Below are 19886 nucleotides of genomic sequence, written 5' to 3'. Positions count from 1 at the left end.
AATGCTATGGAAAAATGCCCGCGTCAACGGGCCGTGTGTCAGGCGAGTTCGAAGATCGCGGCGATCCGGTCCGATGCGATCGGCTCGAAGCGCGACCAGCCGTCGGGGCCCAGTTTTTCGAGCGGGCGGAACCGCGCCTTGTAGGCCATGCGCGCCGAGCCCTCGATCCAATAGCCGAGATAGACATAGGGCAAACCCGCGCTTGCCGCGCGCTGCACATGGTCGAGGATGATATAGGTGCCGAGCCCCTCGCGCAGCGGATGCGCTGTGTCGAAGAAGCTGTAGATCATCGACAGTCCGTCGCCCTGCCGGTCGGTCAGGCAGCAGCCGACGAGGCGACCGCGGCTGCCGTCGGCCGTCGGCTCGCGATATTCGATCATATAGGAATCGACGGGGGTCTGCTCGACCATGTCGGCGAAATCCTGTTCGTCCATGTCGGCCATGCCCCCATTGGGGTGGCGCGACTGGAGATAGGAACGCAGCAGCGCATATTGCTCGTCGGTCGCCCAAGGCTTGCACGCAGTGGCAGCGAGGTCGCCGTTGCGGCGCAGGTTGCGCTTCTGCGACTGGCTGGGCGCAAAATCGTTCGCGCATACCCGCACCGAAACACAGGCGGAACAGTCGGCGCAGCTCGGCCGATAGGCGACCGACTGGCTGCGACGAAAACCGATGCGGCCGAGCGCGTCGTTGAGCTCGTTCGCGTTATGGCCGCCGAGTTCGGTGAACACCTTGCGCTCGGTCTTGCCCGCCAGATAGGGGCATGGCGCCGGGCTGGTGACGAAGAAGCGCGGAAAACGAAACGGCGCGGACACGCGAGACAGGCCTCCGGACTATGGTGCGGGCCGCCCCACGCGCGGCCCCGACGGACTAGATGCAGCGACTATGCCGCGCGCCGTCAATGGTGCAAACATCATTTACCATTTTTGTCCGTCCCGAACTGAATCAGAAGCGAAATTTTCTGAATCGCGCGGTAACTTTTGTGCCGAACTGAATCAAAATCTGCGTCAACCGCCAAACGGAACGCAGCTCAGCTATAACCCTTGAGGCCGTCGCCGGTTAGCGCCAGTGGATCTGCGCTCCGGGTTCGATAAGGGCTTTGAGCTTCTGGAGCTCGGATATCAGGACGTCCAGGCTTTCGCGCTTGAAAACGAACGGCAGTTCGGCCCCGCCGCGAAGCGTCATGAACAGCATCGGCTCACCCTGCTCCGTCTTTCCGGTCTGCATCCCGACCGGGCGGAGCAACTGCGCTTCACGCTCCGGCCCGTCGAGCTTTTCGAATTCGGCGACCAGCGCACCCGCCAGGATCGCGGAACATTCGGCACCCACCTCAAAGCGGTGAAGCGCCTGGTCCTCATCCTTCATGGTGAAGTGAACGCCGCCGTCCTTCGCCGACCATTCGACAACCTCGACATATTTCAATGTAAATTCCTCTTGATTCGACAATCATTGCGCAGGCGAACCGGGACCGCTCAATCCTTGGCGTAGAGCAGCCTCGCCGGCCGGCGCTCGCGGGCCGTCTTGAACAGCGAATAGGTCTGCCCGACGATTTCGGTGACGCCCGTAATCGACGCCATATAGCTTTCGAGCTCGGGCGTCTTCTTCGCCTCGATCAGCCGCGTCGGCGCCGCCGGATCCGGGCCATCGAACCGGACATAGAAAAGCGGTTCGCCGCGCCGCAGGATCAGGTCCTTCGTCGTGTCGTGCCACTCGAACGCCCACTGCAAGGGGCGCGGCCAGATATCGATCGGAAAGCGGCCGCTGATCTGAATGCCCGGCCGGTCGGGCGTATAATGGAATAGTGGCGGATACTGATTGACATAGACCGGGTCGTCCGAAACGAAGACATAGGACGTCAGCATCTGCAGCACAGGGCGCTCCGGGTGGCGCCATTCGTGCCGCGGCTGGAACACGATCCACCGTTGCAGCGCCTCGGCGCGAATCGGGCTTTTGTCTGCGAGCACATTCGTGATTTCCATCCCTCCGCCCGTCAGGTTGAGCCGCAGGTGGACGTCGATGGGGCAATTGATCACGAAATGGCGGCGGTCGAAATCCAGCACGGAGGGGCATTGCCCGACCGATCGGGGGTCCTTGCTCTGCGACTCGATCCGTACCGGCCGCGGAGTGTCCCAGATGACGCTGGCGCCTTCGACATTGAGCAGCCAGCCGACGGTATAGGCGCGGGATTCGCTTGCCGCAGGCCCTTCGGAACTTGGCTCAGGTTCGGTCTCGGTGGCGGCCGCACCCTTCGAAAACAAATTCCTCAACATATGCGAACGGGCACCCTTCTCTCACCGCTGCCGGGACCAGCGCATTACCGTATCGACCTTTCGAATCATAGACAGGAGATTCGGACGGGACGCAGCATCCCCGAACGGAAAAGCCGCACCGGGCTTCCCCATTCTGCCGTCACATCATCCATATCCCTTCAATTCATCGCCGGTCAGCGTCGCGACGTGCAGCACGTTGGTCGATCCCGGCGTCCCGAAGGGAACTCCCGCCATCATCACCAGCTTGGCGCCCGCGCGGCCGATGCCGTGGCGCAGCGCCATGCGCTTGCCCTTGGCGATCATCTCCTCGAAGCTGCCGATGTCCTTCGTCGGAACCGCATGCGCGCCCCACAGCAGGCCGAGCCGCCGCGCCGCCTCGCGCTTCGGCGTCAGCACGAGCAGCGGCGCGCCCGGACGTTCGCGCGCAACGCGGCGCGCGGTCGATCCCGACGCGGTGAAGCAGATGATCGCGTCGGCGCCGATCGTGCCGATGATGCTCCCCGCCGCCTCGGCAAGCGCATCGGCGGTCGTCGCGTCGGGAAAGGTCTCGGTGAAATGGAGCCGGCGGTAATAGTCGGGGTCGCTTTCGACCGAGCGCGCGATCGAATCCATCATCGTCACCGCCTCGACCGGCCAGGCGCCCGCGGCGGTTTCGGCCGAGAGCATGATCGCGTCGGCGCCGTCGTAGATCGCGGTCGCGACGTCGGACACTTCGGCGCGGGTCGGGGTCGGCGAGACGATCATCGATTCGAGCATCTGCGTCGCGACGACCACCGGCTTGCCCATGGCCCTCGCGGTCGCGACGATGCGCTTCTGGAGCGGCGGCACCGCCTCGGGCGGCAGTTCGACCCCCAGGTCGCCGCGCGCGACCATCGCGGCGTCGGCGATCTCCAATATCTCCTCGAGCCGCTCCACCCCCGACGGCTTCTCGAACTTGACGAGCAACGCCGCCTTGCCGCCGATCAGCCGCCGCGCCTCGGCGACGTCCTCGGGACGCTGCACGAAGGACAGCGCGATCCAGTCGACATGCTGGTCGAGCGCGAAGGCGAGGTCCCTGCGATCCTTCTCGGTCAGCGCCGCGAGCGGCACGACGACATCCGGGACATTGACCCCCTTGCGATCCGAGATCCGGCCGCCGACCTCGACGATCGTCTCGATGCGATCCGGCGACACGCTTTGCACACGCAGCACCAGCTTGCCATCGTCGACGAGCAGGCGCGTACCGGGCTCGAGCGCGGCGAACAGCTCGGGGTGCGGCAAATGGACGCGCGTCGCGTCGCCCGGCGTCTTGTCGGTATCGAGAACGAAGCTCTCGCCCTTCACCAGGTCGGCGGGGGCCTTGAAGGTCCCGACGCGCAGCTTCGGCCCCTGCAGGTCGACGAGGATCGTCGTCGGGCGGCCGGTGTCCTTTTCGAGCGCGCGGATCGCCGCGATGACCTTCGCATGGCCTTCGTGGTCGCCGTGGCTCATGTTGACGCGGAAGGCATCGGCGCCGGCGCGGTGCAGCGCCGCGATCATTTCGGGATTCGCGCTCGCAGGACCAAGGGTCGCCAGGATGCGCACCTTGCGCTGGCGGGGGGTGAAACTCTGGACCACGATTGCTCCGCTTGTCATTTTGCCGTTACGGTTCTTGCGGGGCATGGCGCGTTGATCGCGCCAAGGCAACCGCCGTATAGCTATTCAGTCCCCAAAGGAGAGAAACGCCCGATGTCCTGCAGCGAAGACCAGACCGCCGCCGCCGATGCGCTCGACACCCTCGACGACGCCATCGCGGCGGCCGCCTTCCGCCGGCTGGTGCGACTGCTCCGCCATCGCCACGATGCGGCGAACATCGACCTGATGGGCCTCGCCGGCTTCTGCCGCAACTGCCTCGGCGACTGGATCGCCGAGGCGGGGGACATGGACAAGGAAGCGGGCCGCGCGATCGTCCACGGCATGCCGACCGCCGAATGGAAGGCGCGCCACCACACCCCCGCGACCGAGGAACAACTTGCCCGGATGGAAGAAAGCATGGCGAAGAATCCCGGACCCCGCTAGGTGGGCGCCGAGGCGATTCTCGCCGCGCAAAATCCAACCCCAGCGGAGTCCAAAATGAGCGAAGCCACCACTGCCGACGAACAACTGCGCCTTTTCATCGAGCGCATCGAGCGGCTGGAAGAAGAGAAAAAGGGCATCGCCGACGATATCCGCGACGTCTACAACGAATCCAAGTCGCAGGGTTACGACCCCAAGATCATGCGCCAGATCGTCCGCTTGCGCAAAATGCCGATCCACGATCGCAAGGAGATGGAGGCGATCCTCGACGTGTATAAATCGGCGCTCGGCATCGACTGACGCGAGCGCGAAATCATCGGGAGACGATATGATGTTCAGCACCACGACCAACGCCGTCGAGGGCCATCCGGTCCGCGAATATCTGGGCATCGTCACCGGCGAGGTGATCGTCGGCGCGAACATCTTCCGCGACCTGTTCGCCAGCATCACCGACATCGTCGGCGGCCGATCGGGCAAATATGAGGACGTCCTTGCCCGCGCCCGCAAGGAAGCGATTGCCGAGATGGAAGCCGAGGCCGCGCGTCTCGGCGGCAATGCGGTGATCGGCGTCGACCTCGACTATGAGGTGCTCGGCCAGAACGGGTCGATGCTGATGGTGTCGGCGAGCGGTACCGCGGTCGTTCTCTGACACGGCGGTTGTCTCGAAAAGCCGCGCAGGCTAGGGCGGCGCCACATTTTTCCATATCGATGGAGGTAGGCCGTGGCCGGCCATAGCAAATTCAAGAACATCATGTACCGCAAGGGCGCGCAGGACAAGAAGCGCAGCGCCCTCTTCTCCAAGCTCGCGCGCGAAATCACCGTCGCGGCCAAGATGGGCCTGCCCGATCCCGACGCGAATGCCCGTCTTCGCGCCGCGGTCAACGCGGCGAAAGCGCAGTCGATGCCCAAGGATAATATCCAGCGCGCGATCGACAAGGCGTCGGGCGGCGAAGGCGAGAATTACGAGGAAATCCGCTACGAGGGTTACGGCCCCGGCGGCGTCTCGCTGATCGTCGAGGCGCTGACCGACAACCGCAACCGCACCGCGACCAACGTCCGCACCGCCTTCGCCAAGAACGGCGGCAACCTCGGCACGTCGGGCAGCGTGTCGCATGGGTTCGACCGGCTCGGCCAGATCACCTATCCGGCGGGCGCGGGCGACGCCGACACGGTGTTCGAGGCCGCGCTCGACGCCGGCGCCGACGACGTCGAATCGTCCGAGGACGGCCACGAGATCTGGACCAGCGTCGAGAATCTGCACGAGGTCGCCAAGGCGCTCGAAGCCAAGCTCGGCGACGCCGAGGGGGTGAAGCTCGCCTGGCGCCCGACGCTGAAGAGCGAGGTCGCCGACGAAGCGACCGCGCAGACGCTGTTCAAGCTGATCGACACGCTCGACGACGACGACGACGTCCAGACGGTGTGGGGCAATTACGATATCCCCGACGCGGTGATGGAGAAACTGGGGTGAATTTATCCCCCCTCCCCTTCAGGGGAGGGGTCGGGGGTGGGGTCCATCGGCCTCGCGCAACCTCGACAGCCCCCACCCCAACCCCTCCCCCGAAGGGGAGGGGCTTCCGGTCATGATCATCCTCGGTCTCGACCCTTCGCTCTCTTGCACCGGCTGGGGCGTGATCCGCGTCGAGGGCAGCCGGATCAGCCACGTCGCCAACGGCCAGGTCAAGACCGACGCCAAGGCCGCGCTGCCCGACCGGCTCGCCCATCTCGACACCGTCCTCGCCGCGGTGATCGCCGACCATGCGCCCGTCTCGGCCGCGGTCGAGGAAGTGTTCGTCAACGACAATCCGCAATCGACCCTCAAGCTCGCGCACGCGCGCGGTATCGCGCTCCTTGCCTGCGCGCGCGGCGGCCTCCCCGTCGCCGAATATGCCCCGCGCCTCGTCAAAAAGGCGATCGTCGGCACCGGCGGCGCGGCGAAGGAGCAGGTGCAGGCGATGCTGCGCGTGCTGCTGCCGGGCGCGAAGGTCGCGGGCGCCGACGCGGCGGACGCGCTGGCAGTCGCGATCTGCCACGCCAATCATCGGAGCCTGGGATAAGCATATTCCAAAGTTCAGGAAAGTTCAGCCCAACGACGTCCCCCTTGGCCTTCCGTAATGCGCCCGACTCGACCAGCCGCATCCTTCGCCTGAAAAGTCCGATGAAGGCTGACACGGCCGAACAATGTAGGAAAGGCCTAATTGACGGTGCGAAGGAGACGGCGGCGGGAAATTGATTCCCTTTTCGTTCCCCCCGCGCTAGCACCGGTCCATGATCGCAAAACTGACGGGACGGCTCGATTCAAGCGGCGCAGGCCATGCGGTGATCGACGTCGGCGGCGTCGGCTATCTGGTCGAGGCGTCGGCGCGCACTTTGGACGCGCTCGGCCCCGCCGGCGGCGAGGTCACCATCCACACCGAAATGCTGGTCGGGGAGGATTTCCTGCGCCTTCTGGGCTTCGCGCGCGCCGAGGAGCGCGACTGGTTCCGCCTGCTCATCAGCGTCCAGGGCGTCGGCGCCAAGGTCGCGCTCGCGATCCTCTCGGCGCTCGAAGTCGCCGAGTTGCAACGCGCGCTCGCCGGCGGCGACAGCGCGATGATCGCACGCGCCAACGGCGTCGGGCCGAAACTGGCGCAGCGGATTACGCATGAACTGAAGGACAAAGCCGGGGCGCTGGGCGGTATCGCCGGGGCCGCGGGCTCCGCGGCAGCCCCCGCGTCGGGCCCGCTCGGCGACGCGGTCGCCGCGCTCACCGGCCTCGGCTTCAAGCCCGGCGAAGCGAGCAGCGCCGTCGCCGCCGCGAACGAGGAACTCGGCGCGGGCGCGACCCTCGACGCGCTGGTGCGCGTCGCCCTCAAAAAGGCAGCGAAATGACCGAAACCATCCGCCACGCCTCCTGCCGCTGCGGCGAGATCCGCATCGCCTGCACCGACGAGCCGATCCGCGTGTCGGTCTGCCACTGCCGCGAGTGCAAGGCGCGGAGTGGCAGCGCCTTCGCCGCGCAGGTCCGCTTTCCGGCCGAGCAGGTCCGCATCGAGGGCGAAGCGAAAACGAAGATGTGGCAATATACCGGCGCCAGCGGCAACACGGCCGACTTCTTCTTCTGCGGCACCTGCGGCTCGGGCGTCTGGTATCGGGCGCGGCCCTATCACGACGCCTATGCGATCCCGCTCGGGAATTTCGAGCCCGGCCACGGCTTCGTGCCCGACTATTCGGTCTACGAAGAGCGCAAGGAGCCTTGGGTTTCGATCGCCGGCGAGGCGATAGAACATTATGACTAAGCGCCGGGATCATCTTGGATATCCCGCGCAAGGTCTGTCACCCTATGCAATGGGCTGGGTTGCGTTGGCGCTGGAAGGACTGGCCTTTATAGCCATCGCCGCTGCCGCCCTGCTTGCAATGTGGGGGCTGTTCGGCGACCGGATCGCAGAATGGCTTCCATTCCTCCCGCCGGCGGCATGGTCGACCATAATTGCTGTCGTGTTGCTCAAGCTGGTCATGCCATGGGTCCATCCGGTCACACGTCGGGTGAGCCTGTGCCCCTCGTGCGGCAAGCCTACGCTGCTGACCAGCCCCGATCTCGACGAATGGAATGTCCGCGCCAACCCCAATGGCCACGCCGCAGGCGATCGCCGCTTCCATCCCGAAGAACGATGCTCGCAGTGCCATGCCGACTTGCGCAAAGCCGCATAGCGGGGGATGAGCGAAACCGTGACCGACCTCACCACCCCCCTGCGCACCCCCGAGGACGCCGACGCGGCGCTGCGTCCCAAGTCGCTCGCCGAATTCGTCGGGCAGGCGGCGGCGCGCGAGAATCTGCGTATCTTCATCGAGGCGGCGAAAACCCGGTCGGACGCGCTCGACCATGTGCTCTTCTTCGGGCCGCCGGGGCTCGGCAAGACGACGCTGGCGCAGATCGTCGCGCGCGAGCTTGGCGTCGGCTTCCGCTCGACCTCGGGGCCGGTGATCGCCAAGGCGGGCGACCTCGCGGCATTGCTCACCAATCTCGAGGACGGCGACGTCCTGTTCATCGACGAGATCCACCGGCTCGCGCCCGCGGTCGAGGAAATTCTCTACCCGGCGATGGAGGACCGCGCGCTCGACATCATGATCGGCGAGGGGCCATCGGCGCGCAGCGTGCGGATCGACCTGCCCAAATTCACGCTCGTCGGGGCGACGACGCGGCAGGGCCTGCTGACGACGCCGCTGCGCGACCGCTTCGGCATTCCGGTGCGGCTCAATTTCTATACCCATGCCGAGCTCGAACAGGTGATCGGCCGCGCAGCGCGGCTGCTGGGCCTCGGCATCGCGCCCGACGGCGCGCTCGAAATCGCCAAACGCTCGCGCGGAACGCCGCGCATCGCCGGGCGGCTGCTGCGCCGCGTACGCGATTTCGCGACGGTGGCGGGTGCGGCGGTGGTCGATGCGAAAGCCGCCGATGCCGCGCTCAACCGGCTCGAGGTCGACGCGCTCGGGCTCGACGCGATGGACCGGCGTTACCTCACGATGATCGCCGACATTTATCGCGGCGGCCCGGTCGGGGTCGAGACGCTGGCGGCGGGGCTTTCGGAGCCGCGCGACACGATCGAGGACGTGATCGAGCCCTATCTGCTCCAGGTCGGCCTGATCGCCCGCACCGCGCGCGGGCGGATGCTCAACGCGAGCGCGTGGAAGCATCTCGGGCTCAATCCGCCGGCGGGCACGCAGGACGGGCTGTTCGACCAGGGAAAATAGGCCGGAAAACCGCCGCTCCTTCCGCCAAATGCCGCTGGCCTGCGACGAATGGTGAAAGGGGGGTTTGCGACGAGTCGTGCACCGGCTATCGGTCTGAGCAATGGCTGACGTCCCTCCCCCCTTCGTCCCCGGCGCTTTCGTGGGGGCCGCGCATCATTACCGGGCGCGCGTCTATTTCGAGGACACCGACCTCAGCGGCATCGTCTATCACGCCAATTATCTGCGCTATATGGAGCGCGCGCGGTCGGACATGCTGCGGCTCGCCGGTATCGACCAGCGTGCGGCGATGGAGGCGGGCGACGGCGCCTGGGCGGTGACCGATCTCGCGATCAAATATCTGAGGCCCGCAAAGCTCGACGACGACCTGCTGGTCGTCAGCACCGTCGAGGCGGTGCGCGGCGCGAGCGTCGTCATCGCCCAGCGCATCCTTCGCGGTCATCATACGTTATCGGGCGAAATGTTGACGGACGGCCGCGTCACGGCGGCCTTTCTGTCGCCCGAAGGTCGGCCGCGGCGCCAGCCGGCGGGCTGGGCCAGCCGTTTCACCGCGATCATGAATGGAGAGAGCATCCCTTGCTAGACAATATCAAGCTGGCCGCCGACGCGGCGACCCTGTCCCCCGTCGCGCTGTTCCTGCAGGCCGACATCATCGTCAAGGCCGTGATGATCGGCCTGCTCGCCGCGTCGGTCTATGTCTGGGCCACCATCTTCACCCACGGTCGCGGCGTCGGCAAGCTGATGCGTGCGTCGGAACGGTTCGAGCGCGATTTCTGGCGCGCGGGCAATATCGACAAATTCTATGACGAGAACGGCCGCGAGGAGCTGCCGAGCGCCAAGGTGCTGGCCGCGGGCATTTCCGAATGGCGCCGTTCGACCGCAGGCAAGACGGTCGACCGTGACGGTACGCGCGAACGGCTGGGCATCGCGATGAACAGCGCGATCGCGGGCGAAGTCGACCGACTCGCGGAGAAGATCGGCACGCTGGCGACGATCGGATCGGTCGCGCCCTTCGTCGGGCTGTTCGGCACCGTCTGGGGCATCATGCGCAGCTTCACCGCGATCGCAGCGGAGAATAACAGCAGCCTCGCGGTCGTCGCGCCGGGCATCGCCGAGGCGTTGTTCGCGACCGCGATCGGGCTGTTCGCGGCGATTCCCGCGGTCATCGCCTACAACGCCTTCTCGCAGCGGCTGAACCGCCTCGAATCGCGGCTCGGCCGCTTCGCCGACGGGCTGCACGCGACCTTCAGCCGCGAACTGGAGGTCGAGGCCTGATGGCGATGTCCGGCCCCTCTGGCGGCGGCGGCGGACGCCGCAGGCGCGGCGGGCGGCGCACGCCGATGTCGGAGATCAACGTCACCCCGCTCGTCGACGTGATGCTGGTGCTGCTGATCATCTTCATGATCACCGCGCCGCTGCTCACCGCCGCGGTGCCGATCGACCTGCCCGACAGTCGCGCCAAGCCGCTCGATACGGAGGAGCGCGAGCCGGTGCAGCTGTCGATCGGCGGCGACGACACCATCTATATCGGCGAGGATCCGGTCAGCGAGGCCGAACTGCCCGCGCGGCTCTCGGCAATCGCGCAGACGGATGCGGGCCAGGACCGGCCGCGCCAGATCATGCTGCGCGCCGACAAGGGACTCGACTACGGCCGGGTGATGCAGGTGATGGGCGAGCTCAACCGCGCCGGCCTGTCGCGCATCGCCTTGGTCACGACGGGTTCAGAAACCGGGCAATAGGCTAGGAAAATGGCCGAACAACGGGCATCAAGGGGCATGGAAAGGAACGGCGTCGCCATCGCGGTGGCGCTGCACGTCCTCGTCATCGGCCTGCTCTCGGTGCAATGGACCGCCGGCGACCGGCGCTTCGACAACCCGCCGATGGAGGTCGACCTGATCGCCGAGACCGCCGCGACCTCGACCGCTCCCGAGATCAGCGAACTGCCGCCCGCGGCGCGGCTGGGTGAGGAATATGCGACCGACATAGCGGCGCCCGAGCCCGTCCCCACGCCGCCGCTCCCCGAACCGGTTGTCGCACCGACCCCCGCTCCGTCGCCGAGGCAGGTGACGCGCCCCAAACCCGCGCCGCCCAAGAAGCAGCAACCGGCGCAGAAAGCACAGCCCAAACCCTCGCCCAAGGCGACGCCGAAGCCCAAGGACCGGCCGACGCGCCCCACCGGCCGGCTCGACGGCATCGCCGAGGGATTGTCGCGGTCGCAGCCCAAGCAATCGTCGAGCAAGGGCGCCCCGGCGGCAGCGACCGCCGCCGAGGTCAAACGCTCGATCGACGTCAGCATCAAGGCGGCGGTGGGGCCGCGCTGGAACAGCTGCCGCGTTTCGGGCGTCGACGTCGATCAGCTCAAGACCGTGGTGAAATTCCGCCTGACCCGGTCGGGCGCGCTCGCGGGCTTCACGAGCGTCACCACCACCGGCGAGAACGACAGCAACACATTCCAGATCAAGCGTCACCAGGAATGCGCGAAACGCGCGGTCGAACTCGCCGCACCCTTCGATCTGCCAGCCGAGAATTATGATTTCTGGCAGAATTACACGCTCGATTTCATCAAGAGGTAAGAGAGATGACCCTCCGCCCACTCAGCCTTTCGCTCGCGCTTCTGCTCACCGCCGCGCCGGTTTTCGCCCAGGAGACGGCGCCCGCCGCGCCGACCCCGCCCGCCGTCACGCAGACCACCCCCCACGAGACGATCGAGGGCCAGCTGTCGCAGGAACGCACGATCATCGCGGTGCCCGCGCTCGCGACCCCCGCGGTCGCGACCGTCGCGGGGCTGCGCACCGATAATCTCGGCCGCCAGATCGCCGAGGTGATCGCCGCCGACCTCGAGCGCAGCGGGCTTTACGCGCCGCTCGGCCCCGGCAGCGTCCGCGCGATCACCATGCCCGAGGTCACCGCGCCGCGCTTCGCCGACTGGAAGGCGCGCAATGCCGAGAATGTCGTCCAGGGCTTCGTTCGCACCAGCGGCACCGGCGGGCTGATCGTCGGCTGCTACCTCTACGACACCGCGCTCGGCAGCGAGCTGGTGCGCCAGGGCTTCGAGATCCAGCCGGGCGACTGGCGCCGCGCCGCGCACAAATGCGCCGACGCCATCTATTCGCGCCTGTCGGGCGAATCGCCCTTCTTCGACAGCCGCATCGCCTATATCGCCGAGAGCGGCCCCAAGGGGAACCGCACCAAGCAGCTCGCGATCATGGATTCGGACGGCGGCAACCACAAATTCATCACCAACGGCCAGGCGCTCGCGCTGAGCCCGCGCTTCTCGCCCGATTACAAGAAGATCGTCTACGTCAGCTATCTGGCCGACCGCGTCCGCGTCTTCATCTACAATGTCGATACCGGGTCGCAGAAGCTGGTGACCGAAAGCCGCAACGCGACCTTCGCGCCGCGCTGGTCGCCCGACGGCCGCCAGATCCTCTTTTCGATGGCGGTCGGCGGCAACACCGACATCTATCGCATCTCGGCCGAGGGCGGGACGCCGGTGCGGCTGACCAACACCCCCGGCATCGACGTCGGCGGCAGCTTCTCGCCCGACGGCAGGAAGATCGTGTTCGAAAGCGACCGGTCGGGCAGCCAGCAGCTCTATACGATGAACATCGACGGATCGAGCCAGCAGCGGATCAGCTTCGGCGGCGGGCGCTACGCCACCCCCGAATGGTCGCCGCGCGGCGACCTGATCGCTTTCACCCGCATGGGCGGCGGCGAGTTCCGCATCGGGGTGATGACGCCCTCGGGCGGCGGCGTGCGCATGCTGACCAACAGCTGGCAGGACGAGGCCCCGACCTGGGCGCCGAACGGCCGCGTGATCCAGTTCTTCCGCACCACGCCGGGGCGCGACGGCAAGTCGAGCATCTGGCAGGTCGACCTGACCGGCGTGAACCTGCGCCGCCTGCCGACCCCGCGCGACGGATCGGACCCGAGCTGGGGCCCGATCCGGCCCTGACGCAGCGGAACCAAAGCGCGCCCCTAGGGTTCAAAAGGGGTTCCGTAATCACTTCAACCTAGGTTAACCCCGCTTCGTGCGGATGAAATGCACAACAACAGAAGGACCGATGCCATGACGATACGCAAAACCACCGCCATGATCGCGGCCATCACCATGCTGGCGGTCGGCGCCTGCTCGAAGAAGGCGCCCGAAGTCCTGCCCCCGGCGCCCGAAGGCACCGACACCGGTTCCGCCGACAGCGGCATCGGCAACGCGGTGATCCCCGGATCGCAGCAGGATTTCGTCGCCAACGTCTCGTCGGATCGCGTCTTCTTCGATTTCGACCAGTATAATGTCGATGCCGAAGACCAGGCGACGCTGCAGAGCCAGGCGCAATGGCTGCAGCGCAACCCCGCCGTCCGCGTCACGCTGGAGGGTCATGCCGACGAACGCGGCACCCGCGACTACAACCTCGCGCTCGGCGAGCGCCGCGCCAATGCCGCGAAGAACTATCTCGCTTCGCTGGGGATCGACCCGAGCCGCATCCAGGTCATCAGCTATGGCAAGGAACGTCCGGCCGAGCTCGGTTCGAACGAAGCCGCCTGGGCGAAGAACCGCCGCGCGGTGACGGTCGTCATCGGGCAGTAAGGTCCGCGAGCCACGGCCAGAGCGGCACCGCCGCGAAGGCCGCGACACACAGGAAAACACCGAAGGGGACCCGCCGCGACGCCAGCGGCCGGTCCCCTTCTCTTTGCGTGACGAGCGCCCAGCCGATCCCGCCGAGGCTGGCGAGCAACAGCAGCAGTGGCAGCGGCTGCCAGCCGAGCCAGGCGCCGATCGCGGCAACGAGCTTGGGGTCACCGCCGCCCATAGCGTCGTGCCCGCGCGCGCGGCGCCAGCCCCAGGCGACGAGCGCGAGAGTCACCCCGCCGGCGAGCGCGCCGATCCAGCGGTCGAACAGCGCGGTGCCGAGTAGCGGGCCTGCTAACGCCAGCCCGACAACCGCGAGCAGGGCGTTGAGCGGGTCGGGCAGCCAAATATGGCGCGCATCGAGCAGTGTCAGCGGCAGCAGCAGCCAGCCGAACAGCGCCCAGAGCCAACCCGAAGTGCCCGGTATTACAGCTAACGCGAGCGCGCCGATGAGCGCGGACACGAGTTCGACGCGGCCGTGAAAGGGATCGATCGGTGCACCGCACCGGCGGCAGCGGCCGCGCAACCGGAGCGCCGACAGCAGCGGCACGAGATCGCGCGCGCCGAGCGGTGCGTCGCAGCCGTCGCACCGCGACCGCCCCGCGAGCGAGCGCCCGGCGGGCCAGCGCAGCACGAGGGTCGCGATGAAGCTGCCGAAAATCGCGCCGATCAGCGCCGCGAGGGCGATCCCCGCGCCGATCGGGAGCGCATTCAGGAACGCAGAACCCGCTTCCACTACCCTACCCCGTTCGCGTCGAGCGAAGTCGAGACGCCCCTCGATCCAGCATGGCGTCTCGACTTCGCTCGACGCGAACGCAGGGAAGAAGGCATGTCCTAGAAGCGGCCGCTGGTCGCGAGCCGGAAGCCGCCCTGTCCGGCCCGGAAGCCGAGCGCGACAAGCGCCGCCGCCATCGCGGGGTCGTCGTCGACGTTGATCGCGAACTCGGCCCGCCAGGCGCCGCTGCCGTCGAAGGAGAGGATCAGCCGCTCCATGCCCGACTGGCTGGCGAGCGCCGCCTGCGCCCGCCCCTTCGCGCAGGACAGCGGGCCCGACAGGCCGCGCGACAGGTCGAGCCCCGCGATCGGCGCCGCGACCGACAGTTGCAACCGCCCGCCCGCCTCGACGCATTTCCCCGCCGCATCGAAGCGGACTGTCGCGCCCTCGAACCGCAGCGTGTCGACCGGAATCACGCCGAGGCCGCCCGACAGGCTGGTCACGCCATTGACCTCCGAAAGGCCGCGGGGGTCGCTGCCGTGCAGCCGCCCCGCGAGCGCGCCGAGCCGCTCGTCGCCGCGCTCGAAGGCCAGCTCGGTGCGCCCGCTCAGCAGCGCGAGCGGCGACAGGCTGGCGTCGAGCGTGCCGAGCGGCAGGGCGCCCAGCCGCGCGTCGACCAGCTCGGCCGACCAGACCGACCCGCGCACCGCGCGCGCGCTGAACCCGGCGTCGGACGCGCCCGACAGGGCGAGCGCGAGGCGCATCGGAAAGGTCGCGGCGATCAACAGCAGCGCGAACAGCGCCGCCGCGACGATCCAGCGCTTCGTGCCGCGCGTCATTGGCCGCCCTTTCGAAGTTCGGCGGTCATGCCGACCGTGCCGTCGGCGGCCGGCGTGATGGTGAGCTGGTCGACGACGAAGCCCTGCGTCTCGAGCGAGGCGAGCCAGTCGGTCAGCACCGGCGCCTTGGCCGTCGCGATCGCTATGGTCGCCTGCGCCGCGCCGCGCGCCTCGTTGCGGTCGAGCGTCAGCCCGATCTCGCCCGCCGACTGCGCGAGATATTGGTCGATCGCCACCGCGTCGACCGCCGCGGCGACCGATTTCGCGGGGCGCCGCGCGAGCAGGGCGACCTTGGCGGCGACGCGCCCCTCGCGCTCGATCGCGGCGCGGTGATCACCCTCCAGATCGGCGAAGGCGGCATAGGCCGGACGCCCGAGCGCCCACAGGAGCACGCCGAGCGCCAGCGCGCCCGCGATGCCGACCAGCCAGCGCTCGCGCAGCGACAGTCCCGTCCACCAGCTTTGCACCCGTTCCATCATGGCACCGCCCGGATCGTGATATTCGCCATCTGCTGCCCGTCGGCGCCCGCCATCGGCTGCGCGGTGACGCGGTAGCCGCGCGTCTGGAGCGCAAGCAGCACCCGGTTGAGGTCCTCGACGCGCGGCGCCGCCAGCGACGTCGTCAGCGTGCCATCGGTACGGTGCGACAGCGTCTTCAGCGTCACCCCCGGCGTGTCCTGCATCGCGTCGTAGAGCGCCGACGCGGGCACCGAAAAGGCGAGCGGCCCGCCACCCGCCGCCGCGAGGCGCCGGTCGATCTCGGCTTCCGCCGCCTCGGCGTCGGGAGCGGCGACGCCCGCTTTCTTCGCCATCGCGACGACCGCCGCGTCGGCGCGCCGCGTGTCGGAACCGAGGCGGATCGCGTGGACGAGCGGGATGGCGAGGCTGACCGCGACGAGCGCGAGCAGCAGCCGCTTTCCCCACAGGACCAGTGCGGGATCGACCGCCCAGCGCCGCTTCGGCTTCCACGCGCCGCTGAGCAGGTCGAGCGGCGGCGCGGCGAGCGACAGCAGCAGCGCCTCGCGCATCCGTTCGGCATCGAGCGGTATAATGGTGCGTCCGGCGGCGATCAGCGCATCGAGCTCGGGGTCGGAGACATAGGCGCGGTCGTCGGTGCGGACGATCTGTTCGCGCCCCACCGCGGCGGTCCACAGCGTATCGGGCTCGGGCGGCGGCACCATGGCGCCCGCCGGCACGATCGCCGCGGGGTCGAGGCCGCGCGCCTGCAGCCACTCGGTCCACGCCGTCATCGCCGCGTGCGTCGTCACCGCGACCGGCACCGCCTGCCCCGCGGTCGCGGGTTGCCCCGCGGCGATGTGGAGGTCCGCGGGATCGCCGAGACAGTGTTTCAGCGCCTCGATCCGCGCCGCCGCCGCCGCCTGCGCCGGCGCGGCGTCGGGGAAATGATGCCAGCGAACCGGAACGTCGGCGGCCGGAGCAAGCGCGATCAGCCGAGCCTCGCCGCGCGCGTCGTCGCGGGGTCGTTCCCACGCATCGACCCAGCCGTCATCCTGCCCCGAATCGACGACGACGCCGTCGTCGACGCGCAGCCACGCGATGTCGGCGGCCGCGGAGGCGGCATCGAGCGCCGCGAGCGGCGGCAACCAGAGAATCAGCGTCGACGTCATCTCAATCGCTTTCGCCCCAGTCGCGGCGCACGATCGCCGGGGGCGCGGCTCCGGCCGCCGGTGCGCCGCCCCAGGCATCGATGAGAGATTGTGCCGTCAAATCCCCGTCCCCCATCGTCACATGCGTCGTCAGCGCGAGCCACCGGCTGGTCACGCCCGCCTGTTCGTCGACCCCGTTCGGCGGCGCGAACCGTTCGAGCGCGCGCGTCTGCCAGAATCGCACGCTGCTGCCATAGCCGCCGGCGGGCCGCGCGGCCAGCGCCGCCCGCGCGTCGGCGAGGCCGATTTCGCCGGGCATCAGCATCGCGATCAACGGCGCTTGTTCGGGAGCGAGCGTATTGACGTTGAGCTTCACCGGATCGGCGGCGGGCAAGGCGCAGATCCACGGTTTCAGCCGCGCATGGATTTTGGAGGTCACGCCGCGCACCGCGCGCCATTCGCTGACGTCGGCCATCATGCGGTTGGCGGGCAGGTAACTCGTCTCCAACCCGCGATAGACGCCGTCCTCGGCACCCAGCGGACCTTCGTTGCTGTCGCTGTCGATCCAGTCGGCGGTCGCGCCGGCGATCGATTCCGCCTCGCCGCGATCGACGCCGAGCAGCGCCATCAGCTCGGCGAACTGGCGAACCGCCACCGCGCGCTGGCTGAGCCGGCCGGGTGCCGCCTCGATGACCAGACTGTTGAGATTGAAGCAATTGTTCGCATCGGTGAGCCGCGCCGTCCCCTGCCCGCCCGGCAGCGGCAGAACGAATTCGCGCCCCAGCCAGTCGCCCGCGAGCGTCAGCCTGGCGGGGTCGCGCGCGACGAGATCGGCGACGCGGCGCAGCGCGATCTGTTCGGCGGCGAAACTGTAGGCGCGCCCCTGGTCGACCGCGGCGGCGCTGCCCGCGATCCGCGTCGCGAGCGTCAGCCGGTCGAGCGCGGTCGCCGCGATCACCGCCATCACCGCGACGAGCAGCAGGACGCTGAGCAGCGCCGCGCCGCGTTCCTGGGGTCCGCGCGTCATGGTGCCGGAACCTCGACGCCGGGCGGCGGAGGCGGGGTCGGCGCGGTGAGGAAGAGGAGGACCAGCGGCGCGCGGCCGGCGCGCGTCAGCCGCAGCTCGAGCGCGCGCGGCAGGCGATCGGCGGGCCCCGAATTCCACGTCTCGCTCCAGCTGCCGGCCTCGTCGCGATAGCGGATCGCGGCGCCGGTCACCTCACCCGCCAGCCGGTCGCCGTCGCCGAGCGCGGTGCCGTCAAGCATCGGCTGCGTCGCGCGGCGCCACTCACCGCCGACGAGCGCATAGCCGACGCGCTCGACCGCGGGGCGCGGCCCCGCATCGAGCGCGCTCGCGCCGCCGTGCACGAAGGCGAAGCCGGTCGCCGACCCGACGAAGGCGGGCACCGCCTCGCCCGAGGGGCCGCGCGTCGCGCGCGGCAGCGCCTGTGCCAGATCGTTCGCCATCACCGCGCGCAGCCGGTTGATGCCGCCCATAGCCTTCAACCGCCCCTGCACGGCATCCTGCGTGTCGACGCTGCTGCGCAAGAGGCCGACGCCCATCGCCGCGATCGCCGCGAAGATCGACAGCGCGACGAGCATTTCGACGAGCGTGAAACCGCGCTGCCCGTCAGAGCGGCGCGCCCCGGCGGAAGCCGGGGCCTCCAGAGGCCGCGCGGACCGTCGCTTTGCAGCGCTCTGGACCCCGGCTTTCGCCGGGGAACACGGGAATGGTAGTCGACGATGCCTCATCGCGACGGCCGGATGATCGTCAGCACCGCCTGCCCGCGCCCACGTTCGGGTCGCACGGCGAGGTCGATGCGCAACAGGCTGTCGTCGGCGGTCTTCGCGACGCGCTGGTCGATCCGCCAGCTGCGGCCGCCGTTGGCGACACGGCTGGTGCTCGCGCCGATCGTCGGCGGCGCGGGGTCGGTCCAAAGCTCGACCGCGCGGTTCTGCGCGACGATGCCCGCCATCGTGCTTTCGTCGAGATCGCCCGCGGTGCGCACCGCATAGGCGTCGAGCCGCACCAGCGTCAGCGCCGCGATGCTGATGATGCTGAGGGCAACGAGCATTTCGAGCAGGGTGAAGCCGCCTTCGCCCGCCGGGACGTCACGGACCACGGCTGACCTCCCCCGTCGCCGAGACGCGCACGACCTCGCGCGCGTCGCCGCCCGTCAGCACGACCGCCTGCGGCGTCGGGCTGGTGCCGACGCGGTCGAAGAGGATGCGCGTCACGCCCTCACCGCTGGCTGCGATGAAGCGCAGTCCGCCCGGCCAGTTCCGCTGTTCGAAGGCGCGGCCGGGGAGCGGCTGCCACGCGCCGCTCACCCGCCGCTCGAAACCATAGCCCGACGGCGCCAGATTGACCGCGACGCTCCGCCCCTCGATCACCGCGACGTCGCGCGCGGCGGCTAGGCGCGCGGCGAGCCGGTCGGCCTCGCTCCGCACATCACGTTCCTCGCCCGGAATGGTGAGCACGACCGCGGCGGCCGCGAGCGCGAGGATCGAGAGCACGACCATCAGTTCGACCAGCGTGAAGCCGTTCGCGCGCGGCTTGCCGTCACCGGGCCGTCCGGCCCTAGCGGTCTCCACCGTGGATGTCCGCATTGTCATCGGCCCCACCGGGCGCGCCGTCGGCGCCCAGCGACCAGACGTCGAAGGCCGCGCCATTCGGCCCCGGCGCCTGATAATTATAGGGGCGGCCCCACGGGTCCGCGGGCAGCTTCTTGATATAGCCGCCGCGGCGATAGCGTTCGGGTTGGGCGAGCGACGGCGGCGCGGTGACGAGCGCGTTCAGCCCATCGGTCGATGCGGGATAGGTCAGATTGTCGAGCCGATATTGTTCGAGCGCGTTTTCGAGCGTCGCGATATCGGCCTTCGCCTTGGTGACCATCGCGCGGTCCTGGCTCGGCAGTACGTTGATCATCACCACCGTCGCGAGCAGCCCGATGATGAAGATCACGACCATCAGCTCGGTCAGCGTGAAGCCGCGCTCGCCCTTGCGGCGGCGCGGCGCGGCGGGGCGCGAGGTGTCGAGCATCAGGCGAAAGATTAGCTTCATCAGCGACAT

The 19886-nt window shown here is 68.6% G+C and carries 28 protein-coding genes; 15 read left to right on the top strand and 13 right to left on the bottom strand.

The window, feature by feature from the left end:
- Window positions 1-38 precede the first annotated feature (38 nt).
- From ACOTSS_RS03165 to pyk, 4 genes are all read right to left on the bottom strand, one after another.
- On the bottom strand, window positions 39-812 hold the full coding sequence (locus tag ACOTSS_RS03165) for an arginyltransferase (RefSeq protein ID WP_448690091.1): 774 nt from the start codon (window positions 810-812) through the stop codon (window positions 39-41).
- A 244-nt stretch (window positions 813-1056) separates the two neighbouring features.
- Entirely contained in the window at window positions 1057-1419 is a 363-nt protein-coding gene (locus ACOTSS_RS03160; RefSeq protein WP_448690090.1) for a hypothetical protein, read from the bottom strand.
- Between the two features lie 50 nt (window positions 1420-1469).
- Window positions 1470-2267: a hypothetical protein gene (locus ACOTSS_RS03155; protein ID WP_448690089.1), complete on the bottom strand. Its 798-nt coding sequence runs from the start codon at window positions 2265-2267 to the stop codon at window positions 1470-1472.
- 144 nt (window positions 2268-2411) lie between these two features.
- A complete protein-coding gene (gene pyk, locus ACOTSS_RS03150; RefSeq protein ID WP_448690088.1) occupies window positions 2412-3863 on the bottom strand; it encodes a pyruvate kinase in 1452 nt (483 codons plus the stop codon).
- Window positions 3864-3974: 111 nt separating this feature from the next.
- On the opposite strand from pyk, the gene ACOTSS_RS03145 reads away from it, so the two are divergent.
- The 15 genes from ACOTSS_RS03145 (at window position 3975) to pal (ending at window position 13611) form a co-directional block, all read left to right on the top strand.
- Window positions 3975-4304, top strand: a complete 330-nt coding sequence (locus tag ACOTSS_RS03145) for a DUF1244 domain-containing protein (RefSeq protein WP_448690087.1) — start codon at window positions 3975-3977, stop codon at window positions 4302-4304.
- A 54-nt stretch (window positions 4305-4358) separates the two neighbouring features.
- A complete protein-coding gene (locus ACOTSS_RS03140) occupies window positions 4359-4601 on the top strand; it encodes a DUF2312 domain-containing protein (RefSeq protein WP_448691282.1) in 243 nt (80 codons plus the stop codon).
- A gap of 31 nt (window positions 4602-4632) precedes the next feature.
- Window positions 4633-4950, top strand: a complete 318-nt coding sequence (locus ACOTSS_RS03135; protein WP_448691281.1) for a heavy metal-binding domain-containing protein — start codon at window positions 4633-4635, stop codon at window positions 4948-4950.
- Between the two features lie 72 nt (window positions 4951-5022).
- Window positions 5023-5769: a YebC/PmpR family DNA-binding transcriptional regulator gene (locus ACOTSS_RS03130; RefSeq protein ID WP_448690086.1), complete on the top strand. Its 747-nt coding sequence runs from the start codon at window positions 5023-5025 to the stop codon at window positions 5767-5769.
- 112 nt (window positions 5770-5881) lie between these two features.
- Window positions 5882-6355, top strand: coding sequence for a crossover junction endodeoxyribonuclease RuvC (gene ruvC / locus ACOTSS_RS03125; RefSeq protein WP_448690085.1), 474 nt, complete (start codon window positions 5882-5884; stop codon window positions 6353-6355).
- 211 nt (window positions 6356-6566) lie between these two features.
- Window positions 6567-7169 (top strand): Holliday junction branch migration protein RuvA, encoded by a 603-nt coding sequence (ruvA, locus tag ACOTSS_RS03120; RefSeq protein ID WP_448690084.1) that lies wholly within the window; start codon window positions 6567-6569, stop codon window positions 7167-7169.
- Window positions 7166-7576, top strand: coding sequence for a GFA family protein (locus ACOTSS_RS03115; protein WP_448690083.1), 411 nt, complete (start codon window positions 7166-7168; stop codon window positions 7574-7576). Before ruvA ends, ACOTSS_RS03115 begins: the two co-directional genes overlap by 4 nt.
- Window positions 7569-7988, top strand: a complete 420-nt coding sequence (locus tag ACOTSS_RS03110) for a hypothetical protein (protein ID WP_448690082.1) — start codon at window positions 7569-7571, stop codon at window positions 7986-7988. Before ACOTSS_RS03115 ends, ACOTSS_RS03110 begins: the two co-directional genes overlap by 8 nt.
- 6 nt (window positions 7989-7994) lie before the next feature.
- Window positions 7995-9029 carry a Holliday junction branch migration DNA helicase RuvB gene (gene ruvB / locus ACOTSS_RS03105; protein ID WP_448690081.1) on the top strand — a complete coding sequence of 345 codons (1035 nt, stop codon included), beginning with the start codon at window positions 7995-7997 and terminating at the stop codon, window positions 9027-9029.
- A gap of 100 nt (window positions 9030-9129) precedes the next feature.
- Window positions 9130-9609, top strand: coding sequence for a YbgC/FadM family acyl-CoA thioesterase (locus ACOTSS_RS03100; RefSeq protein WP_448690080.1), 480 nt, complete (start codon window positions 9130-9132; stop codon window positions 9607-9609).
- Entirely contained in the window at window positions 9603-10301 is a 699-nt protein-coding gene (tolQ, locus tag ACOTSS_RS03095; RefSeq protein WP_448690079.1) for a protein TolQ, read from the top strand. Before ACOTSS_RS03100 ends, tolQ begins: the two co-directional genes overlap by 7 nt.
- Entirely contained in the window at window positions 10301-10765 is a 465-nt protein-coding gene (gene tolR / locus ACOTSS_RS03090) for a protein TolR (RefSeq protein ID WP_448690078.1), read from the top strand. The genes tolQ and tolR overlap by 1 nt, the downstream gene beginning before the upstream one ends.
- A gap of 36 nt (window positions 10766-10801) precedes the next feature.
- The gene (locus tag ACOTSS_RS03085; RefSeq protein ID WP_448690077.1) at window positions 10802-11599 is read left to right on the top strand and encodes a hypothetical protein; all 798 of its coding nucleotides are present in this window, start codon (window positions 10802-10804) and stop codon (window positions 11597-11599) included.
- Window positions 11600-11604: 5 nt separating this feature from the next.
- Window positions 11605-12981, top strand: coding sequence for a Tol-Pal system beta propeller repeat protein TolB (gene tolB / locus ACOTSS_RS03080; RefSeq protein WP_448690076.1), 1377 nt, complete (start codon window positions 11605-11607; stop codon window positions 12979-12981).
- A gap of 114 nt (window positions 12982-13095) precedes the next feature.
- Window positions 13096-13611, top strand: a complete 516-nt coding sequence (pal, locus tag ACOTSS_RS03075) for a peptidoglycan-associated lipoprotein Pal (RefSeq protein ID WP_448690075.1) — start codon at window positions 13096-13098, stop codon at window positions 13609-13611.
- Here pal and ACOTSS_RS03070 read toward each other — a convergent pair.
- From ACOTSS_RS03070 to gspG, 9 genes are all read right to left on the bottom strand, one after another.
- The gene (locus tag ACOTSS_RS03070; protein WP_448690074.1) at window positions 13598-14389 is read right to left on the bottom strand and encodes a prepilin peptidase; all 792 of its coding nucleotides are present in this window, start codon (window positions 14387-14389) and stop codon (window positions 13598-13600) included. The two genes, pal and ACOTSS_RS03070, sit on opposite strands and share 14 nt — an antisense overlap.
- Window positions 14390-14487: 98 nt before the next feature.
- The gene (gene gspN / locus ACOTSS_RS03065; protein WP_448690073.1) at window positions 14488-15207 is read right to left on the bottom strand and encodes a type II secretion system protein N; all 720 of its coding nucleotides are present in this window, start codon (window positions 15205-15207) and stop codon (window positions 14488-14490) included.
- Window positions 15204-15686 (bottom strand): type II secretion system protein GspM, encoded by a 483-nt coding sequence (gene gspM / locus ACOTSS_RS03060; protein WP_448690072.1) that lies wholly within the window; start codon window positions 15684-15686, stop codon window positions 15204-15206. Before gspM ends, gspN begins: the two co-directional genes overlap by 4 nt.
- Window positions 15683-16834, bottom strand: a complete 1152-nt coding sequence (gspL, locus tag ACOTSS_RS03055) for a type II secretion system protein GspL (RefSeq protein WP_448690071.1) — start codon at window positions 16832-16834, stop codon at window positions 15683-15685. Before gspL ends, gspM begins: the two co-directional genes overlap by 4 nt.
- A 1-nt stretch (window position 16835) precedes the next feature.
- Window positions 16836-17840 (bottom strand): type II secretion system minor pseudopilin GspK, encoded by a 1005-nt coding sequence (gene gspK / locus ACOTSS_RS03050; RefSeq protein WP_448690070.1) that lies wholly within the window; start codon window positions 17838-17840, stop codon window positions 16836-16838.
- Complete coding sequence (locus ACOTSS_RS03045; RefSeq protein ID WP_448690069.1) at window positions 17837-18415, bottom strand: type II secretion system protein GspJ; 579 nt, start codon at window positions 18413-18415, stop codon at window positions 17837-17839. Before ACOTSS_RS03045 ends, gspK begins: the two co-directional genes overlap by 4 nt.
- Before the next feature lie 146 nt (window positions 18416-18561).
- Window positions 18562-18936 (bottom strand): type II secretion system minor pseudopilin GspI, encoded by a 375-nt coding sequence (gene gspI, locus ACOTSS_RS03040; protein WP_448690068.1) that lies wholly within the window; start codon window positions 18934-18936, stop codon window positions 18562-18564.
- Window positions 18926-19408, bottom strand: coding sequence for a GspH/FimT family pseudopilin (locus tag ACOTSS_RS03035; RefSeq protein ID WP_448690067.1), 483 nt, complete (start codon window positions 19406-19408; stop codon window positions 18926-18928). Before ACOTSS_RS03035 ends, gspI begins: the two co-directional genes overlap by 11 nt.
- Window positions 19395-19886, bottom strand: a complete 492-nt coding sequence (gspG, locus tag ACOTSS_RS03030) for a type II secretion system major pseudopilin GspG (protein ID WP_448690066.1) — start codon at window positions 19884-19886, stop codon at window positions 19395-19397. The genes ACOTSS_RS03035 and gspG overlap by 14 nt, the downstream gene beginning before the upstream one ends.

Source organism: Sphingopyxis sp. NJF-3 (assembly GCF_053514865.1).
This window is presented reverse-complemented; position numbering and strand designations above follow the sequence as displayed.

What these genes read in the sequence shown, in the direction of transcription:
- ACOTSS_RS03155 (WP_448690089.1), bottom strand. Translation starts at nt 2,267, where the DNA reads ATGTTGAGGAATTTGTTTTCGAAGGGTGCGGCCGCCACCGAGACCGAA.
- ACOTSS_RS03145 (WP_448690087.1), top strand. Translation starts at nt 3,975, where the DNA reads ATGTCCTGCAGCGAAGACCAGACCGCCGCCGCCGATGCGCTCGACACC.
- ACOTSS_RS03140 (WP_448691282.1), top strand. Translation starts at nt 4,359, where the DNA reads ATGAGCGAAGCCACCACTGCCGACGAACAACTGCGCCTTTTCATCGAG.
- ACOTSS_RS03135 (WP_448691281.1), top strand. Translation starts at nt 4,633, where the DNA reads ATGTTCAGCACCACGACCAACGCCGTCGAGGGCCATCCGGTCCGCGAA.
- ruvC (WP_448690085.1), top strand. Translation starts at nt 5,882, where the DNA reads ATGATCATCCTCGGTCTCGACCCTTCGCTCTCTTGCACCGGCTGGGGC.
- ruvA (WP_448690084.1), top strand. Translation starts at nt 6,567, where the DNA reads ATGATCGCAAAACTGACGGGACGGCTCGATTCAAGCGGCGCAGGCCAT.
- ACOTSS_RS03115 (WP_448690083.1), top strand. Translation starts at nt 7,166, where the DNA reads ATGACCGAAACCATCCGCCACGCCTCCTGCCGCTGCGGCGAGATCCGC.
- ACOTSS_RS03110 (WP_448690082.1), top strand. Translation starts at nt 7,569, where the DNA reads ATGACTAAGCGCCGGGATCATCTTGGATATCCCGCGCAAGGTCTGTCA.
- ruvB (WP_448690081.1), top strand. Translation starts at nt 7,995, where the DNA reads ATGAGCGAAACCGTGACCGACCTCACCACCCCCCTGCGCACCCCCGAG.
- ACOTSS_RS03100 (WP_448690080.1), top strand. Translation starts at nt 9,130, where the DNA reads ATGGCTGACGTCCCTCCCCCCTTCGTCCCCGGCGCTTTCGTGGGGGCC.
- tolR (WP_448690078.1), top strand. Translation starts at nt 10,301, where the DNA reads ATGGCGATGTCCGGCCCCTCTGGCGGCGGCGGCGGACGCCGCAGGCGC.
- ACOTSS_RS03085 (WP_448690077.1), top strand. Translation starts at nt 10,802, where the DNA reads ATGGAAAGGAACGGCGTCGCCATCGCGGTGGCGCTGCACGTCCTCGTC.
- tolB (WP_448690076.1), top strand. Translation starts at nt 11,605, where the DNA reads ATGACCCTCCGCCCACTCAGCCTTTCGCTCGCGCTTCTGCTCACCGCC.
- pal (WP_448690075.1), top strand. Translation starts at nt 13,096, where the DNA reads ATGACGATACGCAAAACCACCGCCATGATCGCGGCCATCACCATGCTG.
- gspN (WP_448690073.1), bottom strand. Translation starts at nt 15,207, where the DNA reads ATGACGCGCGGCACGAAGCGCTGGATCGTCGCGGCGGCGCTGTTCGCG.
- gspM (WP_448690072.1), bottom strand. Translation starts at nt 15,686, where the DNA reads ATGATGGAACGGGTGCAAAGCTGGTGGACGGGACTGTCGCTGCGCGAG.
- gspL (WP_448690071.1), bottom strand. Translation starts at nt 16,834, where the DNA reads ATGACGTCGACGCTGATTCTCTGGTTGCCGCCGCTCGCGGCGCTCGAT.
- gspK (WP_448690070.1), bottom strand. Translation starts at nt 17,840, where the DNA reads ATGACGCGCGGACCCCAGGAACGCGGCGCGGCGCTGCTCAGCGTCCTG.
- ACOTSS_RS03045 (WP_448690069.1), bottom strand. Translation starts at nt 18,415, where the DNA reads ATGCTCGTCGCGCTGTCGATCTTCGCGGCGATCGCGGCGATGGGCGTC.
- gspG (WP_448690066.1), bottom strand. Translation starts at nt 19,886, where the DNA reads ATGTCGCTGATGAAGCTAATCTTTCGCCTGATGCTCGACACCTCGCGC.